At 67.2% G+C, this 15,154-nt stretch carries 11 protein-coding genes; 6 read left to right on the forward strand and 5 right to left on the reverse strand.

Features of this window, described 5'->3' with window-relative positions:
- Nucleotides 1–242: 242 nt before the first annotated feature.
- Entirely contained in the window at nt 243–1,532 is a 1,290-nt protein-coding gene (locus tag J6U32_RS04150) for an HNH endonuclease (RefSeq protein ID WP_208793671.1), read from the forward strand.
- A gap of 818 nt (nt 1,533–2,350) precedes the next feature.
- Here J6U32_RS04150 and J6U32_RS04155 read toward each other — a convergent pair.
- The gene (locus J6U32_RS04155) at nt 2,351–3,946 is read right to left on the reverse strand and encodes a Rieske 2Fe-2S domain-containing protein (protein WP_208793672.1); all 1,596 of its coding nucleotides are present in this window, start codon (nt 3,944–3,946) and stop codon (nt 2,351–2,353) included.
- Between the two features lie 118 nt (nt 3,947–4,064).
- Entirely contained in the window at nt 4,065–4,799 is a 735-nt protein-coding gene (locus tag J6U32_RS04160) for a YoaK family protein (protein ID WP_208793673.1), read from the reverse strand.
- A gap of 280 nt (nt 4,800–5,079) precedes the next feature.
- On the opposite strand from J6U32_RS04160, the gene J6U32_RS04165 reads away from it, so the two are divergent.
- Nucleotides 5,080–5,862 (forward strand): lysophospholipid acyltransferase family protein, encoded by a 783-nt coding sequence (locus J6U32_RS04165; RefSeq protein ID WP_208793674.1) that lies wholly within the window; start codon nt 5,080–5,082, stop codon nt 5,860–5,862.
- A gap of 13 nt (nt 5,863–5,875) precedes the next feature.
- Here J6U32_RS04165 and J6U32_RS04170 read toward each other — a convergent pair whose 3' ends face one another.
- Nucleotides 5,876–7,276, reverse strand: a complete 1,401-nt coding sequence (locus J6U32_RS04170; protein ID WP_208793675.1) for an APC family permease — start codon at nt 7,274–7,276, stop codon at nt 5,876–5,878.
- The gene (locus tag J6U32_RS04175; RefSeq protein ID WP_208793676.1) at nt 7,276–8,898 is read right to left on the reverse strand and encodes an amidohydrolase; all 1,623 of its coding nucleotides are present in this window, start codon (nt 8,896–8,898) and stop codon (nt 7,276–7,278) included. The genes J6U32_RS04170 and J6U32_RS04175 overlap by 1 nt, the downstream gene beginning before the upstream one ends.
- Nucleotides 8,899–9,098: 200 nt before the next feature.
- Between J6U32_RS04175 and J6U32_RS04180 the strand changes: the two genes are divergently transcribed.
- From J6U32_RS04180 to J6U32_RS04190, 3 genes are read left to right on the forward strand one after another with little or no spacing between them, the layout of a single operon-like run.
- On the forward strand, nt 9,099–10,088 hold the full coding sequence (locus J6U32_RS04180) for a LacI family DNA-binding transcriptional regulator (protein WP_208793677.1): 990 nt from the start codon (nt 9,099–9,101) through the stop codon (nt 10,086–10,088).
- A 41-nt stretch (nt 10,089–10,129) separates the two neighbouring features.
- Nucleotides 10,130–10,924 carry a lysophospholipid acyltransferase family protein gene (locus J6U32_RS04185; RefSeq protein WP_208793678.1) on the forward strand — a complete coding sequence of 265 codons (795 nt, stop codon included), beginning with the start codon at nt 10,130–10,132 and terminating at the stop codon, nt 10,922–10,924.
- On the forward strand, nt 10,921–11,784 hold the full coding sequence (locus J6U32_RS04190) for an HAD family hydrolase (protein WP_208793679.1): 864 nt from the start codon (nt 10,921–10,923) through the stop codon (nt 11,782–11,784). Before J6U32_RS04185 ends, J6U32_RS04190 begins: the two co-directional genes overlap by 4 nt.
- A gap of 24 nt (nt 11,785–11,808) precedes the next feature.
- Here the strand turns inward: J6U32_RS04190 and J6U32_RS04195 are convergent, their stop codons facing one another.
- A complete protein-coding gene (locus J6U32_RS04195; protein ID WP_244332583.1) occupies nt 11,809–13,359 on the reverse strand; it encodes an N-acetylmuramoyl-L-alanine amidase in 1,551 nt (516 codons plus the stop codon).
- A 215-nt stretch (nt 13,360–13,574) separates the two neighbouring features.
- Here J6U32_RS04195 and J6U32_RS04200 point away from each other — a divergent pair, with 215 nt between their 5' ends.
- Nucleotides 13,575–15,149 carry a SpoIID/LytB domain-containing protein gene (locus J6U32_RS04200; RefSeq protein ID WP_208795943.1) on the forward strand — a complete coding sequence of 525 codons (1,575 nt, stop codon included), beginning with the start codon at nt 13,575–13,577 and terminating at the stop codon, nt 15,147–15,149.
- Nucleotides 15,150–15,154: the final 5 nt, after the last annotated feature.

The raw sequence follows: 15,154 nt of genomic DNA on the forward strand, positions 1-15,154 counted from the left end.
CCCGATGGTCGAGGTGCACGGCGCCCCAGGCGCCGGGCCTCGAGACCCGGCGAGACTACAAGCATCCCAACCACATCGACAGCAAGACAAACGAAACGCACACCCCCTACCACACCCCACCGACAGAATTTCTAGGCCGAAACACGTTGTCCACAAGCACAATTGACCAAAACACCCTTGCGTCGAACACCCTGGCGAGGTACACTGGACCCATCACGCCGATCAGCCACCGGGGAGGGGCCATGATCGACACCACCACAACTCTCGACGTCAAAGACGTTGACGCCGAAACAGTCTTCGCCACCATCGTCACCCAACTCAGCGACCTACAATGGAACCCGGACATGACCGGACCCCAAGCCTTCGGCGCGATGAAACAAGTCCTGTTGTTGCGGAACCTGGTTGATCACCACGCCACCACCCTCGCCGGCGAAATGAACCGACTCGGGGTCGCCGACCACAAAACCACCCGACTGCGAGAACTGTTGATCAGCATGGGCTTCGCGCCCTCGGTCGCAGGTCGGTACGTGCGGATCTCGGCCACCAGCGACATTGATCTGTTGTTGGCGCATGCTGCGGACGGGTCCATTTCTTCCGAACACGCCGACGCCATCGTGCGCGGGTTGGCGCACATCGACACCCGGTCCCCCGAACCACTCGACACCGTCCAACGGTGTGAATACCTCCGGAAACTGCTGTCGCACTACTTCGCCGGTTTCACTCCCGCCGAGATCAAGCTCTACGCGCGGCAGTTGGGTAACGAGCTCGCCGCGGAGACGCCCGGTGGGTCACCGGCCGCCGACGACAAGACGATCAACTCCTACACCGACCGCATCACCGACGACGGACGGTTGGAGATCTCGGCGAACCTCGACATCGTCGCCGGGGAGAAAACCCGCACTTTGATGGAAACCTTGTCGGCGCCGAAACCTCAGCCTGATGGGTCGCCCGATCCGCGGACGCCCGAGCAGATCTGTGCCGCCGCGTTCGAAACGATCGTCGAACTCGCGGCACAAGGAGTGGCCGACACCACCTTCTCGGCCACACCCACCAACGGCCTGTTGTGGACCTGGTCAGCCGACAACCCGGCACTCGGCGGGGACTTGCAGAACATGGGTCCGATCACCGAAGCGACCGCCCGAATGCTGTCGTGTGACACCACGATCACCAAAATCATCCTCAACACCGACGGCGTACCCCTCGACGTCGGACTCAAAGAACGGTTGTTCACCCCCGGACAACGGAAAGCCTTACTCGTGCGTGATCGTGGATGCATCAAATGCGGCGCCCACGCCGGCCGCTGCCAAGCACACCACGTGCACCACTGGGCCGATGACGGGCCCACCGACCTCGACAACGGCTGCCTACTGTGCACCAGCTGCCACGACGACGTCCACCACCACGGCTGGGACCTCATCATCAGATTCGACCGACACCCCTGGCTGATCCCACCCGCCAGCGTGGATCCGCAACGACAACCAGTGCCGTCGTATCACCGGCGCACCATGCGACTCGACGACGCCGCAGCCTGACCTACCCTGCCCCACTACCTGAATCCCCGCACCCGGCCTGGCCGGGACCGCATCTGATCTTTGAGAACTCCATAGAGAAACCCCTCCCGATGGTCGAGGTGTTCGAGTGTCCGTGGCCCGGAATCCCATCGGCACAAGGGGTCTCGAGGCTCGTCGCTAACGCTCCTCGGCACCTCGACCACCGGGATGGGACGGCCATCGGGCACGAAACCCGGGGTGGGAACGGCCCTCCGATGGTCGAGGTGCGAGCCGCGTGCGGCGAGCCTCGAGACCGCTTGCAGCAGAGCTGGAACTGAACCGCCGTGGCCCGGAAGCCTCTCGGCACAACATGTCTCGAGGCTCGTCGCTGGCGCTCCTCGGCACCTCGACCACCGGGATGGGACGGCCATCGGGCACGAAACCCGGGGTGGGAACGGCCCTCCGATGGTCGAGGTGCGAGCCGCGTGCGGCGAGCCTCGAGACCGCTTGCAGCAGAGCTGGAACTGAACCGCCGTGGCCCGGAAGCCTCTCGGCACAACATGTCTCGAGTCTCGTCGCTGGCGCTCCTCGGCACCTCGACCATCGGGATGGGATGGGCCGTCGGGTGGGAAGGGCCACCGGGTGTGGGAAGGGCGGAGCATCCTTCGAGAGCATCGTCACCCCTCGATGGTCGAGGTGCGAGCCGCGTGCGGCGAGCCTCGAGACCGCCTGCACCGGCGCTGGATTCGGACCACCGTGGACCGGACGCCCGTCGGCACAACAGGTCTCGAGGCTCGTCGCTAGCGCTCCTCGGCACCTCGACCATCGGGGGTAGGGGCGGTCGTGACCGAGTAGTGCCGCTACTCCAGTCGGCTGGAACGCAATTCGTGGCCCTTCGACGTCAGGCAGCGGCCGGTCGGCAGATCCCATTGCCAGCCATGGAGATTGCACGTCAGCTTCTCGCCCTCGATCACGCCAAACTTACTCAGGTCGGCTTTGAGGTGCGGGCATCGACGCTGGATCTCCCAGCCGTCCTTGGTGATCGACGCCGAGTCGTCATGCGCCTCCGAGAACCAGCCGTCGGCGTAGGCGATCCGCTCGTCGGTGAGGCACTTGAAAAAGGTGTACAGGAATTCGTTGTACCCGCCGATGCGCCACGTGGTGAACCGCGTGGAGAGGAAGATCGTGTTGACCCAGTCCGGCTCGTCGTCGCGCAGTACGGTTCGCACGATTTCGGGTGCTATCCGGAAACCGTAGCGGTACTTGCCTTCTCCCTCTTTGGGTTCCCGCACGATGCGGTTGGGGAAGTCCAGGACGACGGTCTCCTCGCCCATCACGAGGCCGACCGGATAGCCGATGCCATCGCAGATCAGGTCCGAGGCGGCCATGATCGGCTCGAACAGTTCCTTGAGTTCGGGAAGCAGCGGGTCGCCGTCGACAGGGGCCCAGGTGGCCTTCTCCGCGGCGATGACCGGGGCGAACTTCTCCTTCATCCGCTCGAGATAGGCCTGCTTGTTCTCGCCGAAAACCTCGTGCGGCGCATAGGGATGGCTGATCTCGTTGAGTGTCGACCCGGTGAAGTCGGCGACCGACCCCGAGACCATCATCAGCCCGCGGTGCTTCTCACCGTCGTCGGTGCCGTGGATGCGCATCTGTTCCAGGAAAGTCTCCTGATCCGGGAAGATCGACGTCACATCGCCCGGCCGCGGGTTGTCGGCATCCTCGATCCCGGACCCGAAGTCGTTGAGCGAGAACAGGTCCTCGTCGAGGAACATCGGCGGACCGGCCGACGGCACCACCCAGGTCGCACCGACCTGCTCGATGTAGGAGCGGGCACGATCCATGCCACGCTGGCGTTTCTGCGCGGCGAAGTTGGCCTTGGACCGGCGGGGGATGTCGTAGACCATCGGGTACCAGATCGCCCCGGAATACTGCAGCAGGTGCACGTCGACGTGCCCGAACTGCTCACCGACGACGTCGAGATCGATGGGCCGGGCGTCGTTCATGTTGAAGACCGTCGTCTCGCCGTCGGAGACGATGAGTCCCGAGTCGCCGATCGGCCCGTCGGCAGGGGCACGCAACGCGATGATCATCACGTCGAGCGATCCCTTCGGGCCGTCGACGGTGATCTTCTGCGAGTCGGTGGTCTCGACGAACTTGGTGAAGCCCAGCTTCTCGAGCTCACGCTTGAGGTCGGGGACCGGGTAGTCGGGCAACAGGACCGTGGCGTCCTTGCTGACGTTGTCGCGCAGGTTCTGCTCGTCGAAATGATCGCGATGCAGATGCGAGACGTAGAGGTAGTCGCACTGCCCGAGACTCTTCCAATCCAGCTCCGAGTTGTCGGGGAAGGGCACCCAGGACGCGAAGTAGGCGGGATTGGTCCAGGGATCGCAAAGGATCGACCCGGCGGTGGTCTGGATGTGGAATCCGGCGTGACCGATGCTGGTGATCTGCACGTTTGGCCTTTCGGAGGGGGTGCGCGGGGCTGCGCGCGGTGACGCGTTGCCCATCCAATCTATCGACCCGCGCCGACCCCGTCGTGGGCCCTCGGTACCTGGTTGGGTGTTCGAGGTCTCAGTGACGGTCGCGAACCAGGAACTTCGGGTGATCCAACCGCCAGGTCACGACGGCGATGATCGCGGCCACCACTGCGAGCGTCGCCAGCGAATTGTTCTCCCCGAACACCGTGAACAAGGCCCCGCCGATCGCGGCACCGGCCAGGAAGCCCGCGTAGGTGGTGGCGTGGGCCACCCAGCCCCATCGTTTGACGCCCGCGAGATGCAGGCCGGCGCCTTGGCCGATCTTCACCAGGGTTCCGGTGACGTATGAGAGGGGCATCACCACCTCACCTTTGCGGCTGATGGAGGTGTTGAGTGCGCCGAGACCGAAGGCCAGACACAGCACCGGGCCCGCACCGTAGTCCTGGTCGGTCGTGTTGATCGCCGAGTCCCAGACGAAGGCGGTCGTCGTGGACGCGGCCGTCAACACGGTTGCTCCGTGACGTGCCTTGCGCCACAGCGTGATACGTGCGAGGGTCGCCACCACGACGCCACAGCAGAAGGCGACGACGGTGGCCAGGGCGGTGAATCCCAACCGGTGGGCGCCCTGGTAGTGCTCGAGGACCATTCGCTCGGTGTTGCCGGTCATGAACGTCACGTACCAGCCGGCCGAATAGAGCCAGGCCGCCGCGCCGGTCGCACCGGCGAGGGCGGCGAGTACCGCGGCGAGGATCATCTCGCGGAAGTCGTAGAACGGGCCGAGCACCGCGCGGGTGGTCGCGACGGTCGATTGCAGTTCGGTGGTGGGCATGAACCTCTCCGGGGGCAGGCTGGGCGTGCGTCGGGGTGGGGTGTCGTTGAGCTGGAACACCGTCGAGCTGGAACATCGTCGAGCTGAGAGCAGGGGCAGCGCAGGTGGACGTGCCTTCTCGCATGGACTTCGGTTCGGCCGGGCGCGCGGATGCACGAGATGGCCATGAGTTCGGTCACCGCGACGGTCGCCTCGTGTCACCGCGACGGAGTCGCTGATGTGACCGCGGCGGAGTCGCCTGATGCCACGGCTTCGTCGGCGCGACCACTAAGCTCGACCCATGGAACCCGTGTACTCCACCGTGATCACCACTGCGCGGTTGTTGTGGCTGGCCGAAGGACTGAAGTTCACCATCTCCGGTGTCGAGAACGTCCCCAAGTCGGGTCCGGGCGTGGTTGCGATCAATCACACCGGCTACCTGGACTTCACCTACGCCGGCATCCCCGCGTATCTGCAGGGTAAGCGCTATGTGCGATTCATGGCGAAGAAAGAGGTCTTCGACAACCGGTACTCGGGCCCGATCATGCGGGCGCTCAAGCACATTCCCGTCGACCGGGCCAACGGGGCGCAGAGCTATCACGACGCCGTCAGCTATCTCAAGAGCGGCGAACTCGTCGGTGTGTACCCGGAGGCGACGATCAGTCGCAGCTTCGAGCTCAAGGAGTTCAAGTCCGGGGCCGCGCGCATGGCCCTTGAGGCCGACGCCCCGATCATCCCGACCGTCATCTGGGGCGCCCAGCGGGTGTGGACCAAGGGCCATCCCAAGCGTCTGGGCCGGACCGGCTACAAGATCGCGATCGGCGTGGCCGAGCCGATCGAGCCCGTCGGCGACGCCGAGGCCATCACCGCGCAGTTGCACAAGGTGATGAGCGAGAAGTTGCTCGAGCTGCAGGATGCCTACGGCGAGCACCCGAAGGGTGAGTTCTGGGTGCCCGCCCGGCTCGGCGGATCGGCGCCGACGCTCGAGGAGGCCAACCGGATGGACGCACAGGAGCAGGCGGCCAAGGCTGCGCGGCGGGCCGAGCGCGACGAGCAGGGCGGGGAGCCGCAGCCGGGCGCGTAGCGGTGCCGTGCGGTCAGACCGGGTCGGCGGCCGGTACCGACTCCTCACGCATGTCGAGCGTCGGGGCAGGACGCCGGAATCCCCGGGTGAGGAAGATCAGATAGGTGACGCCGACCGCGAGCCACACCAGCCCGACGGTGATGGCGGTGGCCGACAGACTGGTCCACAGCCACATCGTCAATCCGAACCCGATCAGCGGCAGCACACCGAAACGCACCAGGTCGGTGACGCTGCGTCGCCGTTGCTCGATGAGATAGATCTTGATCACCGAGAGATTGACCATCGAGAAGGCGACGAGAGCGCCGAAGCTCACCATCTCCGCCGCGGTGGACAGGCTGATGGTCAGCGCGACCAACGACACCGCGCCGACGATGACGATCGCGTTGGCCGGCGTCGCGAATCGCGCGTTGATCCGGCCGAAGATCTGCTTGGGCAGGGTGGCGTCGCGTCCCATGGCGTACAGGATGCGGCCCACGCTGGCCTGTGAGGCCAACGCCGAGGCGAAACACCCGGCCACATAGGCGGCGGTGAAGAAGGTTTCCAACGCGGTCCCGCCGACCCGAACCATCACATCGTTCGCCGCCGAGTCGACGTCGGTGAAGTTGACGTAGTCGGGGAAGGACAGTGAGGCGACGAGCGAGACGACGATGAAAAGCCCGCCGCCGATGACCGTCACGAGGAGGATGGCGCGGGGGATGAGTCGACGGGGGTCGCGGGTCTCCTCCGACAGGGTGGAGATCGCGTCGAAACCGAGGAACGACAGGCACAGGATGGCCGCCCCGGAGAACAGCAGACCCATCTGGGCATTGCCGAAGAACACCGAGCCGATCGACGGGGTGCCGGCGTCGCCGGTGATGTGGCGGATGGCCAGGGCGACGAAGACGACGATGAAGACGACCTGGAAGACGATGAGCGCGTAGTTGAATCGGGTCACCATCTTGATGCCGAGCACATTGAGGGCGGTGACCACCGCGATGGAGGCGACCACCCAGACCCAGGCGGGGACCGCGGGCCACAGCGCGTTGACGAAGATGCCGATGACCAGGAAGTTGATCATGGGTAGGAAGATGTAGTCCAACAGCAGTGCCCATCCCGCGGCGAAGCCGACGGACCCGCCGAACGACCGCTGCGTGTAGGAGTAGGCCGAGCCTGCGACGGGATGGATGCGAACCATGGCGCCGTAGCTCAGCGCGGTGAAGATCATGGTGGCCAGCGTGATGACGTAGGCACCCGGCAGGTGGCCCTCGGTGCCGTCGGTGACCACGCCGTATGTGGTGAACACGGTGAGCGGCACCATGTACGCCAAACCGAAGAAGATCAGCTCGGGTAGCCCGAGGACTCGGTTCAGATGTCCCGATGACGGTGTGGCAGAGCCGGGTTCGCTCGGGCTGGATGGGGTCGTGGGTTCGGACATCAGTGATCTCCTCGGTGATGGACCACGGCGCCACCGGCGATGGTGGTGACGACGACGGCGTCGGTGGGCAGCTGGGCTGAGCGGGTGATGTCGAGGTCGAGGACGGCGAGGTCGGCGCGGGCGCCGACGGCGATCCGTCCGCCCGACGGGTCGTGGTTCACATACGCCGATCCGGCGGTGAAGGCGCGTAGCGCGGTGTCGAGATCGAGTGCCTGCCAGGGCAGGAACGGTTCGGCATCGCGGTGGTCGGGGTCGCGGCGGGTGATGGCGACCTCGATCTGGGCCAGCGGGTCGGCGGTGGTCACCGCCCAGTCGCTGCCCATCGCGATGCGCGTGCCGTGGGCGACGAGATCGGCGAAGGGGAATTGGAGCGCGGCACGGCGTTCGCCGAGGAACGGGATCGTCAGCGCATCCATCTGTGGTTCGTGCTGGGCCCAGTACGCCTGCAGATTGGCCACCACATCCAGCGCGGCGAACCGCGGGAGGTCATCGGGGTGAACCAGTTGCAGGTGGGCGATGTGATGACGAAGATCGTTGGGGCCGTTGGCTATACGGGCACGCTCGACGGCGTCGAGGCAGTCGCGGGCGGCGCGGTCGCCGATCGCGTGCATGTGCACCTGGAAACCCGCTGCGTCCAACGCGGTCACCGCATGCTGCAGGGTGTCGGGATCGACGTAGCTGAGCCCACTGCCGGTGTTGCTGCCCGCACCGGGGTGGTCCACGCAGGAGCAATAGGGTTCGAGGAGGGCGCCGGTGTAGTTCTCCATCACCCCGTCGGCCATGATCTTGACCGTCGTCGGCGAGAAGTTCCGTGCCGCACCGTGTTCACGCTGTGCGGCGAACAGTTCGAGCTGTTCGAGTCCGGCGTGGCGATCCCACCACAGCGCGCCGACGACGCGGGCGGTCAGCCCGTCGTCGTCGCCGAGATCGCGGTAGGCGGCCAGGGTGTCGGGGGTGACCCACGCATCCTGCCAGCCGGTGATGCCGAGGGAGTGCAGGTGGCGTTGTGCGGTGACGATCGCCGCGCGCCACCCGGCGAGATCGGGTCGGGGCACGTGGACGGCGTCGAAGGCGTAAGCCGCTCCTTCGTGCAGCGTCCCGGTCGGAAATCCCTGGGCATCGCGCTCGTATCGGCCGTCGATCGGGTCGGGCGTGTGCTCGTCGATGCCGGCGATCTCCAGCGCCCTGGTATTGACCCAGGCGCCGTGGACGTCGCGGTTCATCAGGAACACCGGCCGGTCGCCGACCACGGCGTCGAGGTCGCGACGGTCGGGTGTGCCGCCTGGGAAGTACTCCATGGCCCAGCCACCGCCGACGATCCACGGCAACTCCGGATGCGCGGCCGCGTAGTCGGCGATCTGCTGGAGGTAGGCGCTCTTGCCCTCGGTGTCGTTGAGCCACAAGCAGTTCAGGTTGCGCCCGGCGAACGGTGCGTGGACGTGGGCGTCGACGAATCCGGGCAGGACGAGGCCACCCGGAGTGGTCAGCACCCGGGTGTCGGGACCGATGAGCTCCTCGGCCGCCGCACCGATCGCGCTGATGCGGCCTGCGGTGACGGCCACGGCGGCGACGCCGGGGTGGTCGAACACTGCGGCACCGGTGATGACGAGATCTGCTGCCACCGACTGCCCCTCTCTGCTGTGCGGAATCAGTGACCTCGGGCGAGGTATGGTGTCCATAACAGCCGTGCCGGAACGTTCCGGCCACTTGAATCAGCATTTCGTAACATGTAGTTAACATTTCCTCCGACGTGGTTCCCGCGCCCTGCGCCGGGCCTGCCCGATGCAGACCGGCGACCATCGGCGCGCCTACTGTGGTCCTCATGAGTTCTCGCCGTGCGACCCTGCACGACGTGGCCCGGGCCGCAGGGGTGTCCACCACGACGGCATCGGATGCGTTGGCCGGCCGCGGCCGCGTTGCCGACCGCACGCGTGCCCACATCCTCGAGGTGGCGTCGGGGCTCGGGTATGTGGCCAGTGCGGTGGCCCGCGGATTGCGCTCGGGAACCGCCGGGGTGATCGGACTGTTCATCCCCGAGGAGACGGTCGGCCTCGACTACTACCTGCAACTGATGCAGGGGGCGGCCGAGGCGGCCATCGGCGAGGGGCTCGCGATCACCCTCGTGCCGCCCGGTATCCGGCGCGAGCAGATGGCCGCACTGACGCTCGACGGGCTGATCGTCTCCGACCCGAGTCTCACCGACCCGGTGATGGAAACCGTTCGCGGACTTCCGGTTCCGCATGTCACCCTGGAGCGTGACCTCTCGCCGGACTCCACGGCCGTCGCAGTGGTGACGATCGACCACCGCCACGGCGTGGAGACACTGCTCACCCATCTGGCCGATCAGGGAGCGCGTCGTATCGCGGCGCTGGTACCCCCGTCGACCACCGCCTTCGGTGCCGACTTACATCGGCTTTTCGCCGAATCCGACCACGACGTTCGCGTGCGTGACGTGAACTTCGCGACCGACCCCGAACAGATCATCGCCGAGGTGACCGCGGTGCTCGACGATGCGCCCGACGCGATTGTCGCGGCGCCCGACGGCGCGGCCCGGTTGGCTCTGGACGTACTCCTCTCCCACGGCATCGAGGTGCCGCATCAGATGCTGCTCGCCGGCTACACCGACACCGCCGCCTACGTGTTCTCCCGCCCCGACATCACCGCCGTCGATCTCGCGCCGCGCAGCACCGGGCGAATCGCGGTGCGGGCCATCTGCGACGTCCTCGAGGGGCGTCCGCCCGGTCCCGCCCTGGTCGAGACGTCACTGAGGGTGCGCGCATCGACGGCCGGACCGCTGCGCGCGAGGCCGTGAGGCGAAGTCTCGTGCGGGCGGTGACCCGATAGTCTGACCGCATGACCAACGCGGATCGGGAACCGGTGTTCCGGGCCCTGGAGATCATCGCGAACACCCTCGCCCGCGTGCAGAAGGTGGATCTGCGGTTCACCGGGCTCGACAACATCCCCACCCGGGGCGGCGCGGTGCTGGTGGTGAATCACACCGCCTACGTCGATTTCCTGCCCGCGGCGCTCGGTCTGTACCGGGTCGGGCGGCGGGCGCGGTTCATGATCAAGTCCGAGGTCATGGACGTCGCCATCATGCGATTCCTGGTGAACCACACCCGCACGATCCCCGTCGACCGTTCGCAGGGCACCGACGCCTATCGTGCGGCCGTCGAGTCGCTGCGCTCCGGTGAGATCGTCGTGGTGTACCCGGAGGCGACGATCAGTCGCAGCTTCGAGCTCAAGGAATTCAAGACCGGCGCGGTGCGCATGGCACTCGAGGCGCAGGTCCCGATGATCCCGACGATCGTGTGGGGAGCGCAGCGGCAGTGGACCAAGGGCGGCAAGCGTCGGATGGGGCGGGCGGGTATCCCGATCGCCGTCGGCTACGGGACGCCGATCCACGTGCCCGCCGACGCCGACGTCGAGGAGCAGACCGCGCGGTTGCGCGCGCAGATGGCCGAGGTGCTGCACGAGGTGCAGGACGCCTACCCGCATCCGGCCGGTGAGTTCTGGGTGCCGACGCGACTCGGCGGCACCGCACCCACCCCGGAGCAGGCTGCGGTCATCGAGGACGAGGAAGCACAACGCAAGGCGGCGGCACGCGCGGCGAAAGCGGCTGAACGAGAAGGGAAGTCGCGTAGATGAACGTCGAAGACAAGGAGCCGGTGACCATCTCACGGCCAACATTGATCGCCAGCGACGTCGACGGCACGCTGATCGACGACGAGAACCGGGTGTCGGAGTACACCAAGACGATCCTGGCCAACGCGTGTGCCGCCGGCGCCGAGTTCGTGCTCGCCACCGGCCGTCCGCCCCGGTGGATCGCCGAGATCACCGACCAGTTCGACCCGTCGCGCATCCGTGTGCGACATGCGGTGTGCGCCAACGGTGCCATCCTCTACGACGTCGAGCACGATCGCATCATCTCCTCGGCGACACTGTCGCCGGAGGTCCTCGTCGAACTCGGGGCGATCGCCCAGGCACGGATCCCCGGGTGCGGCATCGCCGCCGAACGGGTGGGTCGATCCGCGCATGACGCCGCCACCGCGCCGTTCGTGGCCACCGCGGGCTATCAACACGCGTGGCTCAACCCCGACCATGTCGAGGTCGGTGACGAGGAGATCTACACCGAACCCGCCGTCAAACTCCTCGTCCGCGCCCCCGGTATGCCGAGTTCGGAGATTGCGCAACGACTTTCCGGAGCCGTCGGCGACCTGGCGCAGATCACTTTCTCCACCGACAACGGACTCGTCGAGCTCTCGCTGCCCGACACCCACAAAGCCTCCGGGCTTCGAAAGCTGCTGGACCACAACGGCGGTGACGGGTCGACGACCGTCGCGTTCGGGGACATGCCCAACGACGTCGAGATGCTCACGTGGGCGTCACACGGTGTCGCCATGGGTCACGCACACCCGGCCGCGCTCGCCGCGGCCGACGAGATCACCGTCGGCAACAACGAGGACGGGGTCGCCCGCGTGCTGGCGAGGTGGTTCGGTGAGGTGTGATGTCCAGCCGGGCAGCGTCATCCACTACTGCGCGGGTGCTGGTGCCGGCGCCTCGGGGGCCGGTGCGTCGGGCGCCGGGGATTCGGGCGCGGGCGGTGCCGCCGCACCGGCGAGTGCCCGGATCTGATCGAGGGCCGGATATCCCTGAATACCAGGGCAACTGGTGTTGTTGTAGTCGCGATGACCGGCGATCACCGGTAGGTGCGTCTGCGTTCCGGGCGGAAACTTGCTGTCGGAGAAGTATTCCGACGTCAGCGTGGCCGTCGCGGCGGGGTTGAGGCCGGCCCGGTTCAGACGCCACTTGAGGAATCGGCCGACAGCGGCGAGCATCTGGCCGCTCGGTGCGACCTCGTCGAGATTGCCGATCATCGAGACGCCGACGGTGTTCTTGTTGAAGCCGCCGGTGTGGGTGCCCTCGACGTTGCGGTCGAGGCCGCCGAACGCGCCTTCGAAGATCTGCCCGTACTTGTCAACGAGCACGTTGTAGCCGATGTCGCACCAGTTCAGGGTTCGTGCGTGATACGCGTAGATACCGCGCACGATCTCCGCCGACTGTTGCGGGGTGTAGTCGTTGCTGCCCGCGGTGTGGTGGACGATCGCGCCGTTCAGCGTGGGGGAGATCGCCGGCTGCGAGCAGCGGATGTTCTCGTCGGCGCCCCACGCCGCGCGCGAGATCACCTGCGGGCCACCCGAGAGGGTCGTCAGCATCGATGACCCCAATGAGAGCAGGCTGTCGGGGCTCAGCAGTGTCGCCGTCAGCTCCGGCAGCACGGTGCTCGCGAGGTTCTTCAGGACCTCCCCGGCGGAGCCGACCACGAGATCGGCCAGGCCGGCGCCGGTGGAGTCGGCGGCCGGAATGGCGCTCTGCCCATCGGTGAGCGCGAGCTGGATCTCCTTGGCGGCCCCCACCCACACGGGTTCGGTGCCGCCGGGGTGCTCGGCCGAGGGGTCGGCGGAGGTCTGGATGGGCTCGAGTTCGACCCAGTCACCCCACCCGCGAACCGGGTCCTTGGCCCGCAGCATCATCGTCGCGTCCTCGGCGTCGTCCCAGACCGGTTTGTTCCACGTGAATCCGACCATCTTGAACGGGGTGTCCCGCACGAGATGCTTGACCAAGGCGCCGACCGGCCGGCGGCCGGGCGCTGTCGGCGACGTCGAGGGCGCTGTCGCCGAGGTGGAGGGCGCTGTCGCGGAGGTAGAGGGCGCTGTCGGGGCAGTGGAGGGCGCTGTCGGCGACGTGGCGGGCGCTGTCGCGGTGGGCAGGGGGAGCGCGGACAGATCGATCTCCGGCAGCCGGATCCCGGCGCGAGCCAGGCCGGACCGCGCGAGCCCGACCACCGCATTCGGGACCTCGCGGAGGTCGACGGTATCGATGCCGGTGGGGTCGGCGCCGGTGGGGTCGCTGGAGGTGGAATCGATGGCGCCGGCGTCGCCGGGCCCGGTCGAGCGATGGGTGTCGACCGGTCGCACCGACGGCGTCGAGCGATCGGAACCGAGATCGACGAACAAGGCCGCGCCGAGGGTCATCGCCACGGCGGCAAGGACCACCGAGGGCTTACGTCGTGGATACCGCACTGGTCTTCTCAGCTCCCTCGGGTCGGTTGGGCGTGCCGCGCCGATCGTGTCGTGGTCGCCGCGGTGCTGCCGTGCGCCCACGCCGCATCGAGACAACTCGTGATGCGGTTGTTATCTCCTGTGGTTGGTGATATTCAAGTGACTTGTCTATCGTCACATGAGTCCCACTATTCACATACGTAACATTCGATCATGAGAAACGAGACCTCGTGGCAGTGACGTCCCTGGTCGGCCGAGTCCTGACCATCCGCACCCGACCGGGCCACGCCCGGCGTCGGCGGATGTCGACGGTCATCGGTGCCGTGTCGGCCACCGCACTCGTGGGCGGCGTCGGCCTCGTCGGCGTCACCGCGTCGGACCGTGTCGAGATAGGCCTGACGGCCGGCTCGGAGATCACGCTGATCGGCCACGGCTTCGGCCATGGTCGCGGGATGGGACAGTACGGCGCCTACGGCTACGCCAAGCAGGGCTGGTCGTATCGGCAGATCCTGCAGCACTTCTACGGGGGCACGACGTTCGGCCGCCCGGCCAACCCGATCGTCAACGTCGCCCTGTCGAACAAGAGCGGCGGCGTGAGTGTGCGATCGGACGCGGGCATGTCCGTCGGTGGGCAACCGGTCGCGCCGAACCAGGCGGTCACCGTCAGCGGCAGCACCGCCTCGATCACCGCCGGATGTGGCGGTCCCGTCGTACGCACCGTCAACGCCGCATTCGCCGATCCGGTCAACACCGCCCCGAACCGGCCGGCCAACGAATTCCTCAAGTTCTGCGGATCCAACGAACCGTTCCGCGGGTCCCTCGGCCTCGACGGCGGACGGGTCACCAATCGGCTCAACGTCGATGACTACGTCAAAGGTGTCATCGCCAAGGAGAGCGTGCCCGGCTGGGCCACCTCCGGCGGTATGGAGGCGCTGAAGGCCCAGGCCGTGGCCGCCCGCACCTACGCGCTGGCGGCGATCGCGAGCGGCAAGAAGATCGATGACACCCAGAACTCGCAGGTCTACGGCGGCGTGACCGGCGAAGACCCGGGCGGCGACCAGGCCGCCGACGCGACGGCGGGTCAGATCCTGCTGCAGAACGGCCAGCCGGCGTTCACCGAATTCTCCTCATCCACAGGCGGATACACCGCCGGCGGCCGGTTCCCGGCAGTCGTCGACGACGGGGACGCCGCATCACCGAACCACAACTGGACCACCACGATCAGTCCCAGCGCCATCGCGAGCGCGTTCGGTCTGCCGAGTCTGGACAGCTTCGAGGTGATCCAGGCCAACGGGCTCGGTGCGGAGAACGGGCGTGCACTCAAGGTGCGTGCCACCGGCGGCGGCCGCAGTGTCGAGGCGTCCGGCGAGGACGCACGCATGAAGCTGGGCCTCAAATCCGACTGGTTCGCCGTGCAGGGCCAGCGCACCCCGCCGCAGATCGTGAAGCCACCGACCGGCCCGGCCGGCGGACTCGGCTCCCTCGACCTCGGATCGCTGGACGCGGGATCGCTCGGCGGGATCGCCGATCAGGTGGTGCCCGGTGCCGGTGATCTGGTGAGCACCGCGGCCGCGGCGTTCCAGGGGCTGCTCGGCAGCCTGGGTGACGTCCCCGGAACGCTCGGGACCGCACTCGGGGTACCGACCCTGACGCCCGACGGCGCCGGCGTCACCCAACTCTTCCAGCAGGGAATGCTGTTCTTCTCCAAGCAGACCGGCGCGCACGTGCTCGCCGGCCGCGGCTACAAGAACTTCCGGGCGCGCGGCGGCATCCCGGTCCTCGGCTTCCCGAAGGCCAACGTCCTGCGCTAGGGCGG

Origin of the sequence: Gordonia polyisoprenivorans (assembly GCF_017654315.1) — a bacterium.
GTDB lineage: Bacteria > Actinomycetota > Actinomycetes > Mycobacteriales > Mycobacteriaceae > Gordonia > Gordonia polyisoprenivorans_A.

Bases quoted from the DNA above. Each gene is read 5' to 3' on its own strand.
- J6U32_RS04150 (WP_208793671.1), top strand. From the start codon at position 243: ATGATCGACACCACCACAACTCTCGACGTCAAAGACGTTGACGCCGAA.
- J6U32_RS04160 (WP_208793673.1), bottom strand. From the start codon at position 4,799: ATGCCCACCACCGAACTGCAATCGACCGTCGCGACCACCCGCGCGGTG.
- J6U32_RS04165 (WP_208793674.1), top strand. From the start codon at position 5,080: ATGGAACCCGTGTACTCCACCGTGATCACCACTGCGCGGTTGTTGTGG.
- J6U32_RS04170 (WP_208793675.1), bottom strand. From the start codon at position 7,276: ATGTCCGAACCCACGACCCCATCCAGCCCGAGCGAACCCGGCTCTGCC.
- J6U32_RS04180 (WP_208793677.1), top strand. From the start codon at position 9,099: ATGAGTTCTCGCCGTGCGACCCTGCACGACGTGGCCCGGGCCGCAGGG.
- J6U32_RS04185 (WP_208793678.1), top strand. From the start codon at position 10,130: ATGACCAACGCGGATCGGGAACCGGTGTTCCGGGCCCTGGAGATCATC.
- J6U32_RS04190 (WP_208793679.1), top strand. From the start codon at position 10,921: ATGAACGTCGAAGACAAGGAGCCGGTGACCATCTCACGGCCAACATTG.